This is a genomic window from Bradyrhizobium sp. USDA 4472, assembly GCF_054058595.1.
Genome location: NZ_JBSSAM010000001.1, coordinates 3,509,356 through 3,529,128 on the forward strand (window position 1 = coordinate 3,509,356; position 19,773 = coordinate 3,529,128).

Genomic DNA, 19,773 nt, shown 5'->3' on the forward strand with positions numbered 1-19,773 from the left:
CCATGGCAGCGCTTCACTTTCACAACGTCACGCTCGGCTATGACCGCCATCCGGCCGTGCACCACCTCAACGGCGAGGTCGCATCAGGCGCGCTGGTCGCCGTGATCGGCCCGAATGGCGCCGGCAAGTCGACGCTGCTGCGCGGCATCGTGGGCATCCTCAAACCGCTCGACGGCAGCATCCATCTCGGCAGGTTGGACGCCCGTGACATCGCCTATCTGCCGCAGAGCGCGGACATCGACCGCACCTTCCCGATCTCGGTGTTCGATTTCGTCGGCACCGGGCTGTGGCGCGGGACGGGCCTGTTCGGCGGCATCGGCAAGGCCGCGCGTGCAAGGATCCTGCGCGCGATCGCATCCGTTGGCCTCAATGGCTTCGAGAACCGCCCGATCGGCACGCTCTCGGGCGGGCAGATGCAGCGCGTGCTGTTCGCGCGCGTGCTGCTCCAGGACGCGAGGCTGATCGTGCTCGACGAACCCTTCAACGCCATCGACGGCAAGACCATTGCCGATCTGCTCGCACTGGTGAAGCATTGGCACGCCGAAGGCCGCACCGTGCTGGCCGCACTCCACGACATGGAGATGGTGCGCACGCATTTCAGCGAGACGTTGATTTTGGCGCGTGGTCCCGTGGCGTGGGGGCCGACGGCAGAGGTGCTGACGCCTGAGAATCTGATGGTCGCGATGCGGATGTGCGAGGCTTTTGACGACAGCGCGTCCGCCTGCGCGGCTGATGATGTCAGCTCGCGGGCGGCGTGACCGCGGATGATCTATGACGCGCTGATCGGTCCGTTCATCGAATTCGAGTTCATGCGGCGCGCGCTCGCCGCAATCATCGCGCTGGCGTTGGCGGGCGCCCCGATCGGCGTTTTCCTGATGCTGCGGCGGATGAGCCTCGTGGGTGACGCCATGGCCCATGCGATCCTGCCTGGTGCCGCCATCGGCTTCCTGCTCTCCGGCCTCAATCTGTTCGCGATGACGGCTGGTGGCCTGATCGCCGGATTTGCAGTTGCGATCCTCGCCGGTGTGGTCGCGCGCTCGACCGGGCTGAAGGAGGACGCCTCGCTTGCGACCTTCTATCTGGCCTCGCTGGCACTCGGCGTCACCATCGTCTCGATCAAGGGCACCAATATCGACCTGCTCCATGTCTTGTTTGGAAACATCCTGGCGATGGATGACCAGACGCTGCTCGTTGTCGCGTTCAACGCCACGGTGACGCTGCTCGTGCTCGCGGTGATCTATCGCCCCCTGGTGATCGAGAGTGTCGACCCGCTATTTTTGCGTACGGTCAGCCGCGCCGGCGGCCCCGCGCATCTCGCCTTCCTCGCCCTCGTCGTCATCAACCTCGTCAACGGCTTTCAGGCGCTCGGCACGCTGCTGGCGGTCGGCCTGATGATCCTGCCGGCAGGAATCGCGCGGTTCTGGTCGCGCGATCTGACGGTGATGATCTGCATTGCTGTCGTCGTTGCCGGGCTCTCGGGCTATGCCGGCCTCGTATTGTCGTTCCAGACCCGCGTGCCGTCGGGCCCTGCGATCATTCTGGTCGCGACCGTGCTCTACATCATCTCTGTCCTGTTCGGCCGCGTCGGCGGCCTCGTCAGGCAGATGTTTCCCGGCCGGCATCTGGAGGCGTGACGATGCGCAGCCTCCTGATCTTTGCCTTGCTGCTGATCGGCTCACCGTTGCATGCTGCGGAGCGACTCAATGTCGTCGCGAGCTTCTCGATCCTCGGCGACTTCGTCCGCACGATCGGTGGTGACGACGTCAACCTGACGACGCTGGTCGGCCCGGACAGCGACGTGCACGTCTACACGCCCGCGCCCGGTGATGCGAAACGCATCGCCGACGCAAAACTCGTCGTCGTCAACGGGCTGGGGCTGGAGGGCTGGCTGCCGCGCCTGGTGCAGTCTTCCGGCGGCAAGGCGCAAATGGTCACCGCGACCGCCGGCATCGCGCCGCTGAAGCTCGGCTCGGCCGCCGATCCGCATGCCTGGCAGTCCGTGCCGAACGCGAAGGTCTACGTCACCGGTATCGCCAATGCGCTCATCGCGGCGGCCCCGGATGACGCGGAATTTATTCGCAGCCGGCTCAAAGCCTATCTGGAACAGCTCGACGCGCTCGACCATGAGGTCCGGGACGCGATGGCCAGGATCCCCCCTGAGCGGCGCAAGGTGATCTCGACCCACGATGCCTTCGGCTATTTCGCCGCCGAATATGGCATCCAGTTCATCGCGCCGCTGGGCGTCTCCACCGAAACCGAGCCCAGCGCGCGGGATATCGCCGCCATCATCGGCCAGATCAAGGCCCAGAAAATCCCGGCAGTTTTTCTGGAAAATATCAGCGATGACCGCCTGATCCGGCGGATCGCGGCCGAGACCGGCGCAAAGGTCGGCGGGACCCTGATTTCGGACGGTTTGACCGGCGAAAAGGGGCCTGCACCCACTTACATTGACATGGTCAGGCACAATATAAAGGCCCTAACCAGCGCGCTTGACCATTAGGGCCGGGGGCCACCCCGCCTGGCGTCGCGCGAAAAGCCCGATAGTCCGGAGTTGTTATGCCTGAAGCGACCTCGTCAAAAATTCCCGTGACCGTCCTGACCGGCTATCTCGGTGCCGGCAAGACCACGCTCCTGAACCGCATTCTGTCGGAAAACCACGGCAAGAAATACGCCGTCATCGTCAACGAATTCGGCGAGATCGGCATCGACAACGACCTCATCATCGGCGCCGATGAGGAAGTGTTCGAGATGAACAATGGCTGTATCTGCTGCACCGTGCGCGGCGACCTCGTCCGCATCATGGACGGGTTGATGAAGCGCAAGGGCAAGTTCGACGCCATCATCGTCGAGACCACAGGCCTTGCCGATCCGGCGCCGGTCGCCCAGACCTTCTTCGTCGACGAGGACGTGCAGAAGAACGCGCGGCTCGATGCGGTCGTCACGGTCGCCGACGCCAAATGGCTCTCCGATCGTCTGAAGGACGCACCCGAAGCCAAGAACCAGATCGCGTTTGCCGACGTCATCGTGCTGAACAAGACCGATCTCGTCACCAAGCCCGAGCTTGCGGAAGTCGAGGCTCGCATCCGTGGCATCAACCCCTATGCGAAACTGCATCGCACCGAGCGCTGCTCGGTGGCGCTGGCCGACGTGCTCGATCGTGGCGCGTTCGATCTCGACCGCATCCTCGACATTGAGCCTGATTTCCTGACGGCCGACGACCATGATCACGACCATGATCATGATCACCATCACGGCCACGACCATCATCACGATCACGGCCACGGCCTGAAGCACTATCACGACGAGGACATGCAGTCGCTCTCGCTCAAGACCGACAAGCCGCTCGATCCAAATGTCTTCATGCCCTGGCTCCAGAACCTGGTGCAGGTCGAAGGCGGCAAGATCCTGCGCTCCAAGGGCATCCTCGCCTTCCATGACGACGACGACCGCTACGTGTTCCAGGGCGTCCACATGATGCTGGAAGGTAACCACCAACGGAAGTGGAAGGAGGGCGAGCCCCGCGAGAGCCGCCTCGTCTTCATCGGCCGCGAGTTGCCGGAAGAGCTCATTCGCACGGGCTTCGAGAGCTGCATCGTCTCGTGATGAAAGAGTTTACGCCCGCTCCCGATTCCGCATCGATCGTCTCCGTCACCGACCGCGTCAAGCCTGTCACGCTTGGCATGGGTGTAACCTCGGTGCATTTCCTCGGGGATCGTGCCGCTTTTGTCGGCGGCGAGGAGAATGTCGCCTTCGTCGATGCCAAGGGCGAGATCAGCACCGTGGCCGTTCACAGCGGCGGCATTCTCTCGACGGCCTCCGACGGCAAGCGGCTCGTGATGGGCGGCGACGACGGCAAGGTCGTCTCGGTCGATACCAAGGGCGAGGTGACGCTGCTCGCCACCGATCCGAAGCGGCGCTGGATCGACGCCGTGGCGTTGCATCCTGATGGTGCCTTCGCCTGGTCGGCCGGCAAGACGGCGACCGTCAAGAGCGGCCAGGCCGAGGCAAAGTCGCTCGATGTGCCCTCGACCGTCGGTGGTCTCGCGTTCGCGCCCAAGGGCTTGCGGCTCGCGATCGCGCATTACAACGGCGCGACGCTGTGGTTTCCCAACATGGACGGATCGGCCGAATTCCTGCCCTGGGCCGGCTCGCATCTCGGCGTCACCTTCAGCCCCGACAACAAGTTCCTGGTCACCAGCATGCATGAGGCCGCCCTGCACGGCTGGCGCCTCGCCGACAACAGGCACATGCGCATGACCGGCTATCCCGGCCGGGTCCGCTCGATGTCCTGGAGTGCGGGCGGCAAGGGGTTGGCGACCTCAGGCGCCGACACCGTCATCATCTGGCCGTTTGCCGGCAAGGACGGCCCGATGGGCAAGGAGCCCGCGATGCTGGCGCCGCTGCAGGCACGCGTGGCGGTGGTCGCTTGCCATCCGAAGAACGACATTCTGGCCTGCGGCTACAGCGATGGCACGGTGCTGATGGTGCGAATGGAGGATGGCGCCGAGATCCTGGTCCGCCGCAACGGCACGCCGCCGGTGGCCGGGCTCGCCTGGAACGCCAAGGGCACGCAACTCGCCTTCGCCGACGAAAATGGGGACGGCGGCCTGCTGGAGCTTTGATCTGTCATGGCTCCGGTCGTATAGGGCACCATGCGATTTCTCACGACCTTCCAGCTCGCTGATTTCGCCGACACGCTGGTCAGCCTGTTTACGGCGTTCGTGCTGGGCACGCTGATCGGCGCCGAGCGGCAATACAGGCAACGCACCGCCGGCCTGCGCACCAACGTGTTGGTCGCGGTGGGTGCCGCAGCCTTCGTCGATCTCGCCATGCATCTGGACGGCGCTGATGGTGCTGTGCGGGTGATCGCCTATGTCGTCTCCGGTATCGGCTTTCTCGGTGCCGGCGTCATCATGAAGCAGGGCATGGACGTGCGTGGCCTGAACACGGCGGCGACGCTGTGGGCTTCGGCGGCCGTGGGATCATGCGCCGGCGCCGACATGGTGGCGCAGGCGGCGGCGCTCACCGTATTCGTCATTGCCGGCAACACCATGCTGCGCCCGCTGGTCAACGCAATCAACCGCATTCCGCTGAACGAGAAGGCGTTGGAGGCGACCTATTACTTCAAGCTCGCCGTCGCGGCCGACGCGCTGCCTGACATGCGCGACCGTCTCGTCGACAAGCTCGAGGCCGCGAAGTATCCGGTGGCCGACGTCGACGTCGCCGAGATTGGCGACGACATTCTGGAGATTGTCGCCAAGCTGGTGGCAACTGCGGTCGATCCGAACGAGCTGAACGCGGTCGCGACCGATCTCCAGCACCTGCCCGGCGTGAGCCACGCCACCTGGGAAGTCAGCACCACGGAATAGCCTGCCCTTCTGGCGCACGAGCCCACGGTTCCAGTCATGCAGGGGGCGGAACCCCAGTCCCGGAAATTCGTTGATCCCGCAGATGAAGGCGGTGATCGATATGCCCGGCCAGAATGACAAGCGAAACCTGAAGCTCGACCTGACGATCGCCTGCACGCTGTTCGTAGCGGGCGTCGTCGTTTCGGTGATGTCGCTGGCGCAAATCCGCGCCGAAAACCGGATGGAGCTGGCGCAGGCGACGCAGCCGCTGCAGGGCACGCCATCCACCGATCAGGACAAGACGCCCGCCGAGGCAAAGCCAGGCGGCGAACGTCCGACCACGCCGGCTCCCCAGCCGGCGCGTCCCGATCCGCAGACGCAAGGCGCGGCGGGTGCTGCCAAACCGGCATTGCCGCCGGCTCCGGCCGAGAAAATCGCGCCACCGCTCGAGAAGAAATAGGCTCGACGGTCGCGCAATTTGACGCGCATGTGACGTCTGATGCCCAGCCAATGACCTCGCCATGGCGCGCGGGCCGCTCCATAATCCGTCGAACCAACGACAGATGGGGCTTCCATGAAGATCGAGGACGTTCGCCGTAACGCTTATTCGATGCCGCTCACGAACCCGTCATTCCCGCCGGGGCCATATCGCTTTTTCAACCGCGAATATTTCATCATCACCTACAGGACCGATCCAGAAGCCCTTGCCGCCATCGTGCCCGAGCCGCTCGAGGTGGCGGAGCCGGTGGTGAAATACGAATTCATCCGCATGCCCGACTCGACCGGCTTCGGCGACTACACCGAGACCGGGCAGGTGATCCCGGTCCGCTTCAAGGGCGAGCTCGGCGCCTACACCCACGCGATGTATCTCGACGACGAAGGCCCGATCGCCGGTGGCCGCGAGCTGTGGGGCTTTCCGAAGAAGCTGGCGCGGCCGAAGATCGAGGTCGAGAGCGACGTGCTGGTCGGCTCGCTGCATTATGGTTCGGTGCTCTGTGCCTCCGCGACCATGGGCTACAAGCACCGCAAGGTCGATCTTGACGGGGTGCTCCAGCCGATGAAGGCACCGAACTTCATCCTGAAGATCATCCCGCATGTCGACGGCAGCCCCCGGATCTGCGAGCTGGTGCGCTTCCACCTCGAGGACATCACCTTGAAGGAAGCCTGGACCGGACCCGGTGCGCTCGGCCTGTTTCCTCACGCGCTCTGCGATGTCGCTCGGCTGCCGGTGCGCGAGGTGCTGTCGGCGCTGCACTTCAAAGCGGACCTGACGCTCGGGCTCGGCAGCGTTGCGTTCGATTACATGGCGAGATGACGTGAGAGGGCGGGGCGCGGCATGACGCGCCCCGGTCCTAATGCGCCGCGTCGTTGGGCAGGAGTGCCGCAAACGCCTGATCGAGCGCGCTATCGGCCTTCGCGAGCTTGTCGCGCTGGGCGGCAAGCCAGAGCCTGTCCGCATCGAGGCGCTGCTGGGCCGCCTTGAGCATGCGTGCAGTCTCCTCCGGCTGGGGACCGCCGACGCCCTTGGTATGCGTCACGATCCATTCCGGTGACATCGCTTCCCTGAACTCGGCCTCGCTCATCGGGAAGGGTCTCGCCGGCATGTTGAATTTGGCAAGCGTCCTGGCGAAGAGGTCGGTCACTTCGTTGAAGGGGATGGTCTTGGGCGTGAGATCCAGCGGCCGTGCATAGCTGACCATTTGCGATGCAAAGCCATGGCCGACGCGGAACGGGATCTGGTGCGCCTGCAACAGCAGCTCGGCGAGGTTCATGGTCGAGGTCCAGTCGCTCTCCAGCTCCTCCCTGGCGCGGGCCTTGTTGACCACGATCGCGTCCAACACCCGGTCGGTGGCGGTGACCATGTTGACGGCACGCGGGAACAGGCCGATGTCCTCGGACTGGGACTTGGAATCGACCATGCCCGACATGACGTTGTGCGCGCGGATCGACACCGCCGCCGACAGCCCCACCACATCTGAAGCCGCGATCCTCGCCTGCATGATCAGACCCGGATTGCGCTTCTGCGGCATCGAGCTGCTGGTGTAGGTCGAGCCCTCCTGCAGCAATAGCCACGGTCGTATCTCGGCGTATTGGGTATGCAGATCCTGCATCATCGCGCCGATTCGGATGGCGGCCGAATTGGCGATCGCGGTGGCTTCGAGCTGGTTGTCGAACGGGATCACCTGGTTGGCATCCATCGAATTCTCGACGACGCCGTCAAACCCGAGCAGCTCGGCGAGACGCGTGCGGTTCAGCGGCCAGATCGAGCCGGACATGACGCCGACGCCCATCGGGCTGAGGTTGAGCCGGCGATAGGCCTCGCTGACGCGCTGCTGGTCGCGCTCGAACGATTCCTCATAGGCCAGCAGGTAATGACCATAGGTGATCGGCACCGCCTGCACCCCGTTGGTGTAGCCGGGCATCAACGCATCGAGATTGTCGGCCGCCTTGCCGAGCAGCTTGGCACGCAATCCCAGCAAGGCCTCGGCAAAATCCAGCGTCTGGTTGCGCAATTTGGCCGCGCGAAAGGTCGCGTACATGTCCTGACGGCTGCGCCCGGCATGGATGACGGAGGCTTCCTCGCCGACCTTGTCGGTCATGATCTTCTCGATCTGAAGGACGTCGCTGGGGCGCTTGCCGTCGGGCTCACGCGCCTGGCGGATCGTGTAGTCCACGCCGGCGGCGATCAGCTGGCCGGTCTTTTTCGGGAAGATGCCTTCCTCCACCAGCATCACGGTGGAGGCCTTGTTGATCTTGTTGAGCCAGTAGAACTGGTCCTCGGCGGCGTCCGATTTGCTGGTCGAGGGCTGCGCGTCCCTGGAAGCGTTGGCGCCGATCTTGGCCGCGTTTTCGTTGCATTCCTGCGTGGTCTTGCAGGGCAACTGACCGGTGTCCGCGGCCCATGCGTGAGACGCGATCAGGAGGCTGACGCCTCCGGCGATGCAGGCGATATGCTTCATGCGGACCTCCCGGTTGCCGTGCGACCGGGCGGTTGGTTAGCACCCCGGCCGGCGGAAGGCTATGAGCCTCCCGCTCATTGCGGCCCGGGCAGGTGCGCCTGTCAGCGCACCAGGATATTCTTGAACTGCCAGGGATCGCTGGTGTCGATATCCTCCGGGAACAGTCCCGGACGATCCGTCAGCGGCGTCCAATCGGTGTAGAAGCCTTTCACCGGGCCGAGGTATGGCAGCTGGATTTCCAGCAGGCGGTCGAAATCCATCTCGTCGGCTTCGACGATGCCTTCGTTCGGGTTCTCCAGCGCCCACACCATGCCGCCGAGCACGGCGGAGGTCACCTGCAGGCCGGTGGCGTTCTGATACGGCGCAAGTGCGCGGGTCTCTTCGATCGAGAGCTGCGAGCCGTACCAATAGGCATTGTTCTCGTGGCCGAACAGCAGCACGCCGAGCTCGTCGATGCCGTCGACGATCTCGTTTTCATCCAAGATGTGGTGCTTCTCCTGCATCTTGGCGGCGCGGCCGAACATCTCGTGCAGCGACAGCACGGCATCGTCGGCCGGGTGATAGGCATAGTGACAGGTCGGCCGGTAGATCGCCTTGCCCGAGGCATCACGCACCGTGAAGTAATCGGCGATCGAGATCGATTCGTTGTGGGTGACGAGGAAGCCGTACTGCGCCCCGCGGGTCGGGCACCAGGTGCGCACGCGCGTGTTGGCGCCGGGCTGCATCAGATAGATCGCCGCGCCGCAGCCGGCTTCGTGGGTCCGCGCATTCTCGGGCATCCATTTCTCATGGGTGCCCCAGCCGAGCTCGGACGGCTGCACGCCTTCCGAGAGGAAGCCTTCCACCGACCAGGTGTTGACGAAGACGTCGGGCTCCTTCGGCGTCTTGGAGCGCTGGGTGTCGCGTTCGGCGATGTGGATGCCCTTGATGCCGGCCTGCCGCATCAGATCGGCCCATTCGGCCTTGGTCTTGGGCCGGGGCGCATTGAGCTTCAGATCGGCGGCGACGTTGAGCAGCGCCTGCTTGACGAAAAACGAGACCATGCCGGGATTGGCGCCGCAGCAGGACACGGCTGTCGTCGAGCCTGCCGGGCGCGCCTTCTTGGCGGCCAGCGTCACTTCCCGCAGCGCGTAGTTGGAGCGCGCTTCCGGGCCCTTGGTCGAATCGAAATAGAAGCCGAGCCAGGGCTCGTTGACCGTATCGATATAGAGCGCGCCGAGCTCGTTGCAGAGCTCCATGATGTCGGTCGAGCCGGTGTCGACAGAAAGATTGACGCAAAAGCCCTGGCCGCCGCCTTCGGTGAGCAGCGGGGTCAGCAATTCCCGGTAATTCTCCCTGGTCACGGCCTTCTGGATGAAGCGCACATTCTGCTTCTCGCAATGCGCCTTGCGGCCCTCGTCCCTGGGATCGATCACGGTGACGCGCGACTTGTCGTAATCGAGATGGCGCTCGATCAGCGGCAAGGTGCCTTTGCCGATGGAGCCGAAGCCGACCATGACGATGGGACCGGTGATCTTCGCGTAGATCTGCGAGGGAGGGGTCATGGGATGGTTTCTCCGGAACGTGCTGGCGGACGATTGCTGGGTGAATCAGGCGCTGCGGCGCTTGTTAGATGCTGCGGCGCTTGGCGGTGACTTCGATCTCGACCTTCATCTCGGGCTTGAGAAGGGCCGAGACGACGAGCAGCGTGGCGGCCGGACGGATCTCGCCGAGGACCTCGCCACATACAGCAAAATGCGCATCCGCGTCCTTGGCATCTGTGAGGTAGTAGGTCGCACGGACGATGTCGGCCATCTCGAAACCGCCCTCCTTCAGGGCCGCTTCGATGGTCTTGAAGCAGTTGCGTGACTGGCTCGTGACATCGTCAGGCATCGTCATCGTCGCGTAGTCATAGCCGGTGGTTCCGGCGACGAAGCAGAACTCGCCGTCGACCACAGCGCGGCTGTAGCCGGCGGTCTTCTCAAACGGGGAGCCGGTGGAAATCAGGCGACGGGACATGGGTTCGGCCTCGACTGAAGGGGGAATTTCGTGGGGTTAAAGGGCGTTTCCGGGGCTCACGCAACCCCTGCTCGGCGCAGGCGCGGCGGCGCGTTGCCGCGGAGCACGGCTTCGGTCGTCTCCATCATGGCGATCCCTTACGCCGCGTGCGCCTGGAGGGGGCGAACTACCCTCCGTTTGGGCAGGGCCGCGCCGGTCGGGACGATCATCCCCGCGGCGCCATCCAGCGCACCGATCTGGAATTCGATCGCCAGCAGGCGGTCGCTCTCGAACGGGCCGGGCAGCATCAGTCCGCCGGTCTTCTCGGCCGAGAAGCCGAAGCGGGCGTAGTAGGGCGCATCGCCGAGCAGGATCACGGCTTGATGCCCGCGCGCCCGGGCGGCGGCCAGCGCTTGATACATCAGCGCGGCGCCGATCCCGAGCTCGCGGCAGGCAGGGTCCACCGCCAGTGGTCCGAGGACCAGAGCGGGCCTGCCGCCGGCGCTGACGTGCCACAGCCGCACGGTTCCCACGAGCTTCCCCTCGCGCATCGCCGACAGGGCAAGGCCTGCGGCAGGCGCACGTCCGTCGCGCAGGCGCTGGCAGGTGCGGTCATGGCGATTCTCGCCAAAACAGACATCGAGCAGCGCTTCACGCATCGCGACGTCGGACGCACGTTCCGCGCGGATCACGAACGGAACGGCATGCGAAGTGAGGGCGATCTGTGGCTTCCGAAAAGCAGTCATGGCGCGTCAGTCCCCGCTTGAATCCGCACGAAGGCGTGCGGTCTCAAGCGTCGTCAGAATGGCAATGTCGGGTGAGGAGCCGGCAAGCCGGCTCCCTGATAGCCTCGGAAGAAGAGAGGCTGCTTAGATGTGGTAGGTCTTCAGCGGCGGGATGCCGTTGAACGCCACCGCCGAGTAGGTCGACGTATAGGCCCCGGTGCCTTCGATCAGCAGCTTGTCGCCGATCTCGAGCGTAACAGGGAGCGGATACGGGGTCTTCTCGTACAGCACGTCGGCGCTGTCGCAGGTCGGACCTGCGAGCACGCACGGGGTCATGTCCGCGCCGTCATGCGGGGTGCGGATGGCGTAGCGGATCGACTCGTCCATGGTCTCGGCGAGACCGCCGAACTTGCCGATGTCCAGGTACACCCAGCGCACCTCGTCCTCGTCGCTCTTCTTCGAGATGAGCACGACCTCGGATTCGATGATGCCGGCGTTGCCCACCATGCCGCGGCCCGGCTCGATGATGGTCTCCGGAATCTGGTTGCCGAAGTGCTTGCGCAGCGCGCGGAAGATCGAGCGGCCGTAGGTCACGACCGGCGGCACGTCCTTCAGGTACTTGGTCGGGAAACCGCCGCCCATGTTGACCATGGTCAGGTTGATGCCGCGCTCGGCGCAGTCGCGGAACACCTGCGAGGCCATCGCCAGCGCACGATCCCACGCCTTCACCTTGCGCTGCTGCGAGCCGACATGGAACGAGATGCCGCACGGTTCCAGGCCCAGGCGCTTGGCGGCGTCGAGCACCTCGACGGCCATTTCCGGGTCGCAGCCGAACTTGCGCGACAGCGGCCACTCGGCGCCGGCGCAATCATAGAGGATGCGGCAGAACACCTTCGCGCCGGGAGCGGCACGGGCGACCTTCTCGACCTCGGCGGTGCAGTCGACCGCGAACAGCCGGATGCCGAGCGCGAAGGCGCGCGCGATGTCGCGCTCCTTCTTGATCGTGTTGCCGAAGGAGATGCGGTCGGGCGTCGCACCGGCGGCCAGCGCCATCTCGATCTCGGCGACCGTCGCGGTGTCGAAGCAGGAGCCCATGGAAGCGAGCAACGACAGCACTTCCGGTGCCGGGTTCGCCTTGACCGCGTAGAACACGCGGCTGTCGGGCAGCGCCTTGGCGAAGGTCAGGTAATTGTCGCGCACGACCTCGAGGTCGACGACGAGGCACGGCTCGGTGTCGAGACCTTCCTTGCGGCGGTTGCGCAGGAATTCCTGGATACGTTCGGTCATGGCACTCTCCGGCGGCCCCAGCGACGGGGTCCGTATCAACGTGACGTCGGATAAGAGCGCTCCGGCCACATCGCGCGATGGAGGCGCGCTGAAGCCAAAAGACTCAAACCAGACTGTGCTGCCGTGGATTGGTTGGGAGAGTTTCCCGCCCGCTCACCTGGCAATGAAGGACAAGCCTTTTCAGTAGCCCGCGCCGGCGGTGGAATGCCGGTAGAGACCAAAAAAGCCCGATCCGTCGTTGCTTTAAGTCGCGTCCCCCGTTGAGAGCGGGGTGCGCCGGTTCGCCTCCGGCTGCCAGTCACGGTTGCAAAGAGTGAAGTCACCTTCGACAAGGCATCCCTTGAGAGAGATGCTGGACGCTCCGGGTTTGCTTCGTCGTCTGACCTTTCGGTCTCGCGACTTCCGCACTTCCGAAGAGCCCCTCGGCTTCTTCACCCCTTGGCGGCTGTCCGGCCTCTTGTCCGGATACCTACCGACTGACACACGACCACAGGCACGTGCGAAATTGGGCAAGAGCGCACATAAGCGTTTTGACTCTGCTTCGCAAGAATTTTTTTAGGCTGAGAACAGAATTGCCTAACATCTGCTTGCGCAGTGTTGCGCGAGCGAAGCGGAAGATGAACGCGCGTTAAGTTTTCTGTGTCGTGCGTATGTCTCGCGCGCGCGAGACGCCTCAGCCGCGCTTGAAGAACGGCTCGACGCGCTGAGCCGCGCGGACGAACGCGGTCATGACCAGCACGCCGAGTGCGAACAGCACGGCCTGAAGGATGTGCGCGGCCTGGTCGCCGAGTCCGAGCAGAACCGCGAGCGCCCAGCCGCCGGCAAAGGCCGCGCCGAACACCTCGGCGCCGATCAGGATCGCGGCGCTGACGACGGTGATGACGCTCGGCCAGACGATCTGACGGGAAGACGAGGAGGGCGCGTTCATGGGCGTTGGGGTCCGTGGCTTCGAGGGCCGCAATCTCTCCGAAAAGGCCGGCGGGAGCAAGGCCAAATGGCCCAAAAAAGCCCTATCGCGTGCTATAGCTGCGCCCAACAAATTGCCTCAAAAATCGGACTTGCGATGTCAGACCTCCACCAAATTACGGACTCCGAGACCAATCCGCTGCTCAAGGCCTGGGTGACGCCGTTTGGGACCCCGCCCTTCGACGAGATCTCGCCGGAGCACTTCCTGCCGGCCTTCGAGCAGGCCTTCGCCGATCACGCCGCCGAGGTCGCGGCGATCACCAATGATCCGGCCACGCCCGACTTCGCCAACACCATCACGGCGCTGGAGCGCTCCGGCAAGCTGCTCAACAAGGTTGCGGCGGTGTTCTACGACCTGGTCTCGGCGCATTCCAATCCGGCCATCCTGGACATCGACAAGGAGGTCTCCGTGCGGATGGCGCGGCACTGGAATCCCATCATGATGAACGCCGTGCTGTTTGGCCGCATCGCCCAGCTGCACGAAAACCGCGCCGATCTTGGCCTGACACCGGAGCAGCTCCGTCTTCTGGAGCGCACCTACACCCGCTTCCACCGCGCCGGCGCCGGCCTGTCCGACGAGGCCAAGACGCGGATGGCCGAGATCAACGAGCAGCTGGCCCAGCTCGCGACCGGCTTCAGCCATCACCTGCTCGGCGACGAGCAGGACTGGTTCATGGAGCTTGGGGAGGCCGACCGGCAGGGCCTGCCGGAGAGTTTTGTCGTCGCCGCCAAGGCTGCGGCAGAAGACCGCGGCATGGCAGGCAAGGCCATCGTGACGCTGTCGCGCTCCTCCGCCGAGCCGTTCCTGAAGAGCTCGGCCCGCCGCGATCTGCGCGAGAAGGTCTACAAGGCCTTCATCGCGCGCGGGGACAACGGCAATGCCAACGACAACAACACGGCCATCGGCGAGATCCTGAAGCTGCGCGAGGAGAGCGCCCAGCTGCTGGGCTATCCGACCTTCGCCGCCTACCGGCTCGAGGACTCCATGGCGAAGACGCCGGATGCGGTTCGTGGCCTCCTGGAGCGGGTCTGGAAGCCGGCCCGGGCCCGTGCGCTCGCCGACCGCGACGAGATGCAGGCGCTGATCACGGAGGAGGGCGGCAATTTCAAGCTCGCGCCCTGGGATTGGCGTTACTACGCCGAAAAACTTCGCCTCCAACGCGCCAACTTCGACGACGCCGCGATCAAGCCGTATCTGACGCTCGATCAGATGATCGCCGCTGCCTTCGACTGCGCCAGCCGCCTGTTCGGCATCACCTTCGCCGAGCGCAAGGATGTGTCGGTCTGGCACCCTGATGTACGGGTCTGGGAGGTGAAGGGTCCTGACGGCAAGCACAAGGCGCTGTTCTACGGCGACTATTACGCCCGGCCGTCCAAACGCTCCGGCGCCTGGATGACATCGCTGCGCGACCAGCAGAAGCTCGACGGCGAGATCGCCCCGCTCATCATCAATGTCTGCAACTTTGCCAAGGGCACGGGCAGCGAGCCTTCGCTGCTGTCGCCCGACGATGCCCGCACCCTGTTCCATGAATTCGGCCACGGCCTGCACGGCATGCTGTCCAACGTGACCTATCCGTCGCTGTCGGGCACCTCTGTCTTCACCGACTTCGTCGAGCTGCCCTCCCAGCTCTACGAGCACTGGCAGGAGCGGCCCGAGGTGCTGCAGCAATTCGCCCGCCACTACCAGACCGGCGAGCCGCTGCCTGACGATCTGCTGCAACGGTTCCTTGCCGCGCGAAAATTCAACCAGGGCTTTGCCACTGTCGAGTTCGTCTCCTCGGCGCTGCTCGATCTCGAGTTCCATTCCCAGCCGGCCTCTGCCGCGCAGGACGTCCGCGCCTTCGAGAAACGTGAGCTCGAGAAGATCGGGATGCCCGAGGAAATCTCGATGCGGCACCGGCCGACCCAGTTCGGCCACATCTTCTCCGGCGATCACTATGCGGCCGGCTATTACAGCTACATGTGGTCGGAGGTGATGGACGCCGACGCCTTCGGCGCCTTCGAGGAAGCCGGCAACATCTTCGATCCTGAGGTGGCAAAACGCCTGCATGACGACATCTATTCGAGCGGCGGATCGGTCGACCCGGAAGCCGCCTACGAGGCTTTCCGCGGCCGCCCGCCCGAGCCCGACGCGCTGCTCCGCCGCCGCGGGCTGCTCGACGAAAAGGCGGCCTGATCGGCATGCGCGTCTTGCTGGGATGGCTGCTCGCTGTCGGCCTGTCGCTTGCAGCAGGCTCGGCGAGCGCACATCCGCATGTCTGGATCACCGCGACGAGCGAGCTGCTCTACGCCGAGGATGGCAGCATCACCGGCGTTCGCCACGCCTGGACCTTTGACGACATGTTCTCCGCCTATGCAGTGCAGGGGCTCGAGAGCAAGACCAAGGGGGCCTATACCCGCGAGGAGCTCGGGCCGCTGGCGCAGACCAATGTCGAGTCGCTGAAGGAATATGCCTACTTCACCTTCGCGAAAGCGGATGGCAAGAAGGAGCGCTTCAACGACCCGGTCGACTATTACCTCGACTACAAGGACACGGTGCTGACCCTGCATTTCACGCTGCCGCTCAAGAACCCGGTGAAGTCCAGGCAGCTGGTGCTCGAAGTGTTCGACCGCTCCTTCTTCATCGACTTTCAGATGGCCAGGGACAATCCGGTCAAGCTGGTCGGCGCACCCGCCGGCTGCCAGATGAAGCTCGATCGTCCCAGTGACGGTTCCGCGACCGCGCAGAAGCTCAACGAGCAGACCTTTCTGGATGGGCCGAATGCCAATTTCGGCATGATGTTCGCCAACAAGATCACGGTGGATTGCCCTTGAAGCCGCATCTCTCGCCGTTCGGGCGTGGGCTCCTTGCCTGCGCCGCTATTCTCCTCGTCGCCGGCATGGCCGACGCCGCGCTCCACGATGTCCTTGCGCAAAATCCGTTCGGCGCGCCGAAGCAGGCGCCGCAGCCCGAAGCCGGTGGTCTCATCGGCTGGCTGCTGGCAAAGCAGTCGGAATTCTATCGCCAGATGTCGTCGACCATCCGGGCGGCCAAGTCCGACGGCTCGGCGGTGTGGACGCTGCTCTTCATCTCCTTTGCCTACGGCATCTTCCATGCCGCCGGCCCCGGCCACGGCAAGGCGGTGATCGCCTCCTATCTCGTTGCCAACCGCGAGACCGCGCGGCGCGGCATCGCGCTGTCGTTTGCCTCCGCGCTGATGCAGTCGCTTGCGGCGATCTCGATCGTCGGCATCTCGGCCTGGATCCTGAACGCCACCGCCAAGACCATGTGCAAGGCGGAGGGCGCGATCGAAATCGCAAGCTATGCCCTGATCGCGCTGTTCGGCCTGCGGCTGGTCTGGGTCAAGGGCCGCACCTTCCTCCGCGCACTGCAGGTGGCGCAGCCGGTGCCCGCCTTGGCGGGCGTGCCGCATGACCATCATGATCACCACGACCATCATCACCACGATCATGGTCACGATCCCGCACACGCCCATCATCACCACGGGCATGACCACGTTCACGACGAGCATTGCGGCCATTCTCATGGCCCGACTCCGAGCGAGCTCGCGGGCCCCGGTGGCTGGCGGCGCGGCTTTGCCGCGATCCTGACCGTCGGGATCCGTCCCTGCTCGGGTGCGATCCTGGTGCTGGTGTTCGCGCTCGCCCAGGGCCTGTTCTGGGCCGGCATTGCCGCGACCTTCCTGATGGGCTTGGGCACCGCGATCACTGTGGCGGTCATCGCGGTGATGGCCGTCTCGGCCAAGGACGTCGCCGGCCGCCTGAGCGCGGGGCGTGACGGCGGCGGCGCGCTTTTGATGCGCGGTGTCGAACTCGGCGCGGCGGCTCTCGTGCTGCTGTTCGGCGCGGGGCTGTTGTTCGGCTACATCGCGGCCGAGCGGACGACGTGCTTTTGAGGTCCTCTTACCCTCGCCCTCCAGGGGAGGGTAAGAGCTCACACCGGCAGCAGCCGCTTCAACATCGGCATGAAGAAGATCGCGAGATTGATCGCAAAGCCGATGCTCCACAGGATGGAGCGCAGCGCCGGCCGGTTGCCGAGATAGGTCAGGACGTAGGCGACCCGCACGATCAGGAACAGCACCGCGAGCTCGTCGACCAGGCGCTGCGGCGAGTTCCTGTATTCGGCGAGCAGGATGGCGAAGGCGAAGAACGGAAAGGTCTCGATCCCGTTCTGGTGCGCGCCGAGCGCGCGCTGCGCGATGGCGTCCTGATAGAAGGCGGCATCGCGCGGCCGGGAATTGTCGAAGCCGCGAAACCTGATCCATTTGATCGAGACGATCGTCAAGAGATAGAGCAGCAGCGCTCCGAGCACGCACCATTCCGCGAGCGTCATCGTTCCTCCCCCGCCTGGAAGCGACCCTAGCCAAACCCGGCTCATCTTGACAAGTTCGGACCAACGCGCGACCCAAAGGTCATGACGACCATCGCCGCCCCCATCGTTTCAGCGAAACCGGCAACACAGTCGGCCCCATCGCGCGTGGGCGTGCTGCTGGTCAATCTCGGGACGCCCGACACCGCCGATGCGCCTGGTGTGCGGGTCTACCTCAAGGAATTCCTGTCGGACCCCCGCGTCATCGAGGACCAGGGCCTGATCTGGCAATTGGTGCTCAACGCCATCATCCTGCGCAGCCGCCCGCGCACCAAGGCGCTCGATTACCGGAAGATATGGAACAACGAGCGCAATGAGTCGCCGCTGAAGACCATCACGCGGTCGCAAGCCGACAAGCTCGCCGCCGCATTGTCTGCTAGCCCGCATGTCGTGGTGGACTGGGCGATGCGCTACGGCAATCCCTCGATCGAGGCGGGCATCGATGCGCTGATCGCGAAGGGCTGCGAACGCATTCTCGCGGTTCCGCTTTATCCGCAATATTCCGCCTCGACTTCGGCGACCGTCTGCGACGAGGTGTTCCGCGTGCTGGCCCGCCTGCGCAACCAGCCGACACTGCGCGTGACGCCGCCATATTACGAGGACGAGGCCTACATCGAGGCGCTCGCAACCTCGATCGAGACCCATCTCGCGACCCTGCCATTCAAGCCCGAGCTGATCGTCGCCTCCTTTCACGGCATGCCGAAATCCTATGTCGACAAGGGCGATCCCTATCAGAGCCACTGCATCGCCACTACGCACGCACTGCGCCGCCGGCTCGGCATGGACGACACAAACCTGCTGCTCACATTCCAGTCGCGCTTCGGCAATGATGAATGGCTGCAGCCCTACACCGACAAGACGATGGAGCGGCTGGCGAAAGAAGGCGTGCGCCGGATTGCGGTGGTGACGCCGGGCTTTTCCGCCGATTGTCTTGAGACACTGGAGGAGATCGCGCAGGAGAACGCCGAGATCTTCCGGCACAATGGCGGCGAGCAGTTTTCCGCGATCCCCTGCCTCAACGACAGTGCTCCCGGCATGGACGTGATCCGCACGCTCGTGCTGCGGGAGTTGCAAGGCTGGATCTGAGATGTCTGGATTTGAGGCGCCCATGAACCGCCGCGAGTGTCTGGCGCTTCTTGGGACGATCGCCGCGCTGGCGCCCCGGGCACGGGCGCAGCAGCCGGCTCCGCCGCGCCGCCTGGGGGTGCTGTCGGTCACTGCTGCTGACGATGTGATCGGCCGGCCGCGGCTCGCCGAGGCGCTTGCCTCCCTTGGCTGGAAGGATCGAGACAATGTCAAAATCGACTGGCGCAGCGGCGCCGGTGATCGGGCCCACCTCGCGCAGCTTGCCGACGAGCTGATCGCGCTCAAGCCCGACATCCTGCTCGCGCTCGGCACGCCCTCGGTCGAAGAGCTGCGCCGGCGCACCACGACGATCCCGATCGTGTTTGCGGTGGTCACCGATCCGGTCGGCCAGGGCTTTGTCCAGAACCTGGCCCATCCCGGCGGCAACATCACCGGCTTCACCGATTACGACGGGCCGCTGGCCGGCAAATGGCTGGAGATGCTGACGCAGGTCACGCCAAAGGTGTCCCGCGTCTTCGTCGTCTACAATCCGGCAACCGCGCCGTTCGCACCGCTGATGCTGCGCACGCTCGAGGAGGCCGGGCGAACACTGCACGTGACGATCGAGCCGGCGCGCGTGCATGATGTCGCTTCTATCGCCGCGCTGGCGTCGCGCAAGGACGGCGGTTTCCTGGTGCTGCCGGACTTCTTCGCCATGTCGAACCGCGCGCAGTTGCTGGCGGCGATTGAGCAGGCGCGTCTGCCGGCCGTGTTCTGCATCCGGGCCTTTGTCGATGAAGGCGGGCTGATGTCCTACAGCACCGACAGTGCCGAGCAGTTGCGGCGGGCCGCCGGCTACGTCGATCGCATCCTGAAGGGTGCGCAGCCTGCGGACCTCCCGATCCAGAACCCGACCAAGTTCGAGCTCGCAATCAACCTCAAGACGGCCAAGGCGATCGGCGTCGCGCTTCCCCCAGGCCTGCTCGCCATCGCGAACGACGTCATCGAGTAGCGTCGCAAATCGTTAACGTTTGCCGCTAGGTCTGCGCCTTCTCGCTTTCAAGGGCTCTTCGTAA

General features: G+C 64.7%; 21 protein-coding genes. 14 read left to right on the forward strand and 7 right to left on the reverse strand.

All coding sequences use genetic code 11. The features are described from left to right. Window positions 1-2 precede the first annotated feature (2 nt). The 8 genes from ACVWZ4_RS16175 to ACVWZ4_RS16210 all read left to right on the forward strand — a co-directional run bounded on the left by ACVWZ4_RS16175 (window position 3) and on the right by ACVWZ4_RS16210 (window position 6,663). Window positions 3-758 (forward strand): metal ABC transporter ATP-binding protein, encoded by a 756-nt coding sequence (locus ACVWZ4_RS16175; RefSeq protein WP_456699808.1) that lies wholly within the window; start codon window positions 3-5, stop codon window positions 756-758. Between the two features lie 6 nt (window positions 759-764). Then, window positions 765-1,634, forward strand: a complete 870-nt coding sequence (locus tag ACVWZ4_RS16180) for a metal ABC transporter permease (protein WP_456790269.1) — start codon at window positions 765-767, stop codon at window positions 1,632-1,634. Window positions 1,635-1,636: 2 nt separating this feature from the next. Continuing rightward, complete coding sequence (locus tag ACVWZ4_RS16185) at window positions 1,637-2,500, forward strand: metal ABC transporter substrate-binding protein (protein ID WP_456740727.1); 864 nt, start codon at window positions 1,637-1,639, stop codon at window positions 2,498-2,500. A gap of 56 nt (window positions 2,501-2,556) precedes the next feature. Next, window positions 2,557-3,603 (forward strand): CobW family GTP-binding protein, encoded by a 1,047-nt coding sequence (locus ACVWZ4_RS16190; RefSeq protein ID WP_456737175.1) that lies wholly within the window; start codon window positions 2,557-2,559, stop codon window positions 3,601-3,603. Then, window positions 3,603-4,622, forward strand: coding sequence for a WD40 repeat domain-containing protein (locus ACVWZ4_RS16195; RefSeq protein WP_456699804.1), 1,020 nt, complete (start codon window positions 3,603-3,605; stop codon window positions 4,620-4,622). The genes ACVWZ4_RS16190 and ACVWZ4_RS16195 overlap by 1 nt, the downstream gene beginning before the upstream one ends. 30 nt (window positions 4,623-4,652) lie before the next feature. Further along, a complete protein-coding gene (locus tag ACVWZ4_RS16200; RefSeq protein WP_456699803.1) occupies window positions 4,653-5,369 on the forward strand; it encodes an MgtC/SapB family protein in 717 nt (238 codons plus the stop codon). 100 nt (window positions 5,370-5,469) lie between these two features. Next, window positions 5,470-5,808, forward strand: coding sequence for a hypothetical protein (locus ACVWZ4_RS16205; RefSeq protein ID WP_456705092.1), 339 nt, complete (start codon window positions 5,470-5,472; stop codon window positions 5,806-5,808). Window positions 5,809-5,922: 114 nt separating this feature from the next. Further along, the gene (locus tag ACVWZ4_RS16210; protein ID WP_456737176.1) at window positions 5,923-6,663 is read left to right on the forward strand and encodes an acetoacetate decarboxylase; all 741 of its coding nucleotides are present in this window, start codon (window positions 5,923-5,925) and stop codon (window positions 6,661-6,663) included. Window positions 6,664-6,700: 37 nt separating this feature from the next. Here the strand turns inward: ACVWZ4_RS16210 and ACVWZ4_RS16215 are convergent, their stop codons facing one another. The 5 genes from ACVWZ4_RS16215 to ACVWZ4_RS16235 form a co-directional block, all read right to left on the reverse strand. Further along, on the reverse strand, window positions 6,701-8,308 hold the full coding sequence (locus ACVWZ4_RS16215) for an argininosuccinate lyase (protein WP_456740728.1): 1,608 nt from the start codon (window positions 8,306-8,308) through the stop codon (window positions 6,701-6,703). A 101-nt stretch (window positions 8,309-8,409) separates the two neighbouring features. Then, a complete protein-coding gene (locus ACVWZ4_RS16220; RefSeq protein WP_456740729.1) occupies window positions 8,410-9,852 on the reverse strand; it encodes a homospermidine synthase in 1,443 nt (480 codons plus the stop codon). Between the two features lie 64 nt (window positions 9,853-9,916). After that, the gene (locus ACVWZ4_RS16225) at window positions 9,917-10,306 is read right to left on the reverse strand and encodes a RidA family protein (protein WP_456699799.1); all 390 of its coding nucleotides are present in this window, start codon (window positions 10,304-10,306) and stop codon (window positions 9,917-9,919) included. Between the two features lie 137 nt (window positions 10,307-10,443). After that, a complete protein-coding gene (locus tag ACVWZ4_RS16230) occupies window positions 10,444-11,031 on the reverse strand; it encodes a GNAT family N-acetyltransferase (protein WP_456740730.1) in 588 nt (195 codons plus the stop codon). Window positions 11,032-11,154: 123 nt separating this feature from the next. Beyond that, window positions 11,155-12,297, reverse strand: a complete 1,143-nt coding sequence (locus ACVWZ4_RS16235) for a type III PLP-dependent enzyme (RefSeq protein WP_456740731.1) — start codon at window positions 12,295-12,297, stop codon at window positions 11,155-11,157. On the opposite strand from ACVWZ4_RS16235, the gene ACVWZ4_RS16240 reads away from it, so the two are divergent. After that, a complete protein-coding gene (locus ACVWZ4_RS16240; protein WP_177243507.1) occupies window positions 12,296-12,484 on the forward strand; it encodes a hypothetical protein in 189 nt (62 codons plus the stop codon). The genes ACVWZ4_RS16235 and ACVWZ4_RS16240 overlap by 2 nt on opposite strands. Before the next feature lie 486 nt (window positions 12,485-12,970). Here the strand turns inward: ACVWZ4_RS16240 and ACVWZ4_RS16245 are convergent, their stop codons facing one another. Continuing rightward, entirely contained in the window at window positions 12,971-13,225 is a 255-nt protein-coding gene (locus tag ACVWZ4_RS16245) for a hypothetical protein (protein ID WP_092235256.1), read from the reverse strand. 135 nt (window positions 13,226-13,360) lie between these two features. Here ACVWZ4_RS16245 and ACVWZ4_RS16250 point away from each other — a divergent pair, with 135 nt between their 5' ends. The 3 genes from ACVWZ4_RS16250 to ACVWZ4_RS16260 are packed head-to-tail and all read left to right on the forward strand — an operon-like array spanning window position 13,361 to window position 17,159. Further along, window positions 13,361-15,439 carry a M3 family metallopeptidase gene (locus ACVWZ4_RS16250; protein ID WP_456740732.1) on the forward strand — a complete coding sequence of 693 codons (2,079 nt, stop codon included), beginning with the start codon at window positions 13,361-13,363 and terminating at the stop codon, window positions 15,437-15,439. Further along, a complete protein-coding gene (locus ACVWZ4_RS16255; RefSeq protein ID WP_456705091.1) occupies window positions 15,439-16,077 on the forward strand; it encodes a DUF1007 family protein in 639 nt (212 codons plus the stop codon). The genes ACVWZ4_RS16250 and ACVWZ4_RS16255 overlap by 1 nt, the downstream gene beginning before the upstream one ends. Then, window positions 16,074-17,159 carry a nickel/cobalt transporter gene (locus ACVWZ4_RS16260; protein WP_456737179.1) on the forward strand — a complete coding sequence of 362 codons (1,086 nt, stop codon included), beginning with the start codon at window positions 16,074-16,076 and terminating at the stop codon, window positions 17,157-17,159. The genes ACVWZ4_RS16255 and ACVWZ4_RS16260 overlap by 4 nt, the downstream gene beginning before the upstream one ends. Before the next feature lie 38 nt (window positions 17,160-17,197). On the opposite strand, the gene ACVWZ4_RS16265 is transcribed toward ACVWZ4_RS16260, so the two are convergent. After that, a complete protein-coding gene (locus ACVWZ4_RS16265; RefSeq protein ID WP_456740733.1) occupies window positions 17,198-17,596 on the reverse strand; it encodes an MAPEG family protein in 399 nt (132 codons plus the stop codon). Window positions 17,597-17,677: 81 nt separating this feature from the next. On the opposite strand from ACVWZ4_RS16265, the gene hemH reads away from it, so the two are divergent. Next, window positions 17,678-18,718, forward strand: a complete 1,041-nt coding sequence (gene hemH, locus ACVWZ4_RS16270) for a ferrochelatase (RefSeq protein ID WP_456740734.1) — start codon at window positions 17,678-17,680, stop codon at window positions 18,716-18,718. A gap of 22 nt (window positions 18,719-18,740) precedes the next feature. Continuing rightward, window positions 18,741-19,709: an ABC transporter substrate-binding protein gene (locus tag ACVWZ4_RS16275; protein ID WP_456740735.1), complete on the forward strand. Its 969-nt coding sequence runs from the start codon at window positions 18,741-18,743 to the stop codon at window positions 19,707-19,709. The last annotated feature ends 64 nt before the right edge of the window (window positions 19,710-19,773 follow it).

Bases quoted from the DNA above. Each gene is read 5' to 3' on its own strand.
- ACVWZ4_RS16230 (WP_456740730.1), bottom strand. From the start codon at position 11,031: ATGACTGCTTTTCGGAAGCCACAGATCGCCCTCACTTCGCATGCCGTT.
- ACVWZ4_RS16235 (WP_456740731.1), bottom strand. From the start codon at position 12,297: ATGACCGAACGTATCCAGGAATTCCTGCGCAACCGCCGCAAGGAAGGT.
- ACVWZ4_RS16250 (WP_456740732.1), top strand. From the start codon at position 13,361: ATGTCAGACCTCCACCAAATTACGGACTCCGAGACCAATCCGCTGCTC.
- hemH (WP_456740734.1), top strand. From the start codon at position 17,678: ATGACGACCATCGCCGCCCCCATCGTTTCAGCGAAACCGGCAACACAG.
- ACVWZ4_RS16195 (WP_456699804.1), top strand. From the start codon at position 3,603: ATGAAAGAGTTTACGCCCGCTCCCGATTCCGCATCGATCGTCTCCGTC.
- ACVWZ4_RS16190 (WP_456737175.1), top strand. From the start codon at position 2,557: ATGCCTGAAGCGACCTCGTCAAAAATTCCCGTGACCGTCCTGACCGGC.
- ACVWZ4_RS16205 (WP_456705092.1), top strand. From the start codon at position 5,470: ATGCCCGGCCAGAATGACAAGCGAAACCTGAAGCTCGACCTGACGATC.
- ACVWZ4_RS16240 (WP_177243507.1), top strand. From the start codon at position 12,296: ATGGCACTCTCCGGCGGCCCCAGCGACGGGGTCCGTATCAACGTGACG.
- ACVWZ4_RS16265 (WP_456740733.1), bottom strand. From the start codon at position 17,596: ATGACGCTCGCGGAATGGTGCGTGCTCGGAGCGCTGCTGCTCTATCTC.
- ACVWZ4_RS16275 (WP_456740735.1), top strand. From the start codon at position 18,741: ATGAACCGCCGCGAGTGTCTGGCGCTTCTTGGGACGATCGCCGCGCTG.
- ACVWZ4_RS16220 (WP_456740729.1), bottom strand. From the start codon at position 9,852: ATGACCCCTCCCTCGCAGATCTACGCGAAGATCACCGGTCCCATCGTC.
- ACVWZ4_RS16225 (WP_456699799.1), bottom strand. From the start codon at position 10,306: ATGTCCCGTCGCCTGATTTCCACCGGCTCCCCGTTTGAGAAGACCGCC.
- ACVWZ4_RS16215 (WP_456740728.1), bottom strand. From the start codon at position 8,308: ATGAAGCATATCGCCTGCATCGCCGGAGGCGTCAGCCTCCTGATCGCG.
- ACVWZ4_RS16180 (WP_456790269.1), top strand. From the start codon at position 765: ATGATCTATGACGCGCTGATCGGTCCGTTCATCGAATTCGAGTTCATG.
- ACVWZ4_RS16200 (WP_456699803.1), top strand. From the start codon at position 4,653: ATGCGATTTCTCACGACCTTCCAGCTCGCTGATTTCGCCGACACGCTG.
- ACVWZ4_RS16245 (WP_092235256.1), bottom strand. From the start codon at position 13,225: ATGAACGCGCCCTCCTCGTCTTCCCGTCAGATCGTCTGGCCGAGCGTC.
- ACVWZ4_RS16185 (WP_456740727.1), top strand. From the start codon at position 1,637: ATGCGCAGCCTCCTGATCTTTGCCTTGCTGCTGATCGGCTCACCGTTG.
- ACVWZ4_RS16175 (WP_456699808.1), top strand. From the start codon at position 3: ATGGCAGCGCTTCACTTTCACAACGTCACGCTCGGCTATGACCGCCAT.
- ACVWZ4_RS16210 (WP_456737176.1), top strand. From the start codon at position 5,923: ATGAAGATCGAGGACGTTCGCCGTAACGCTTATTCGATGCCGCTCACG.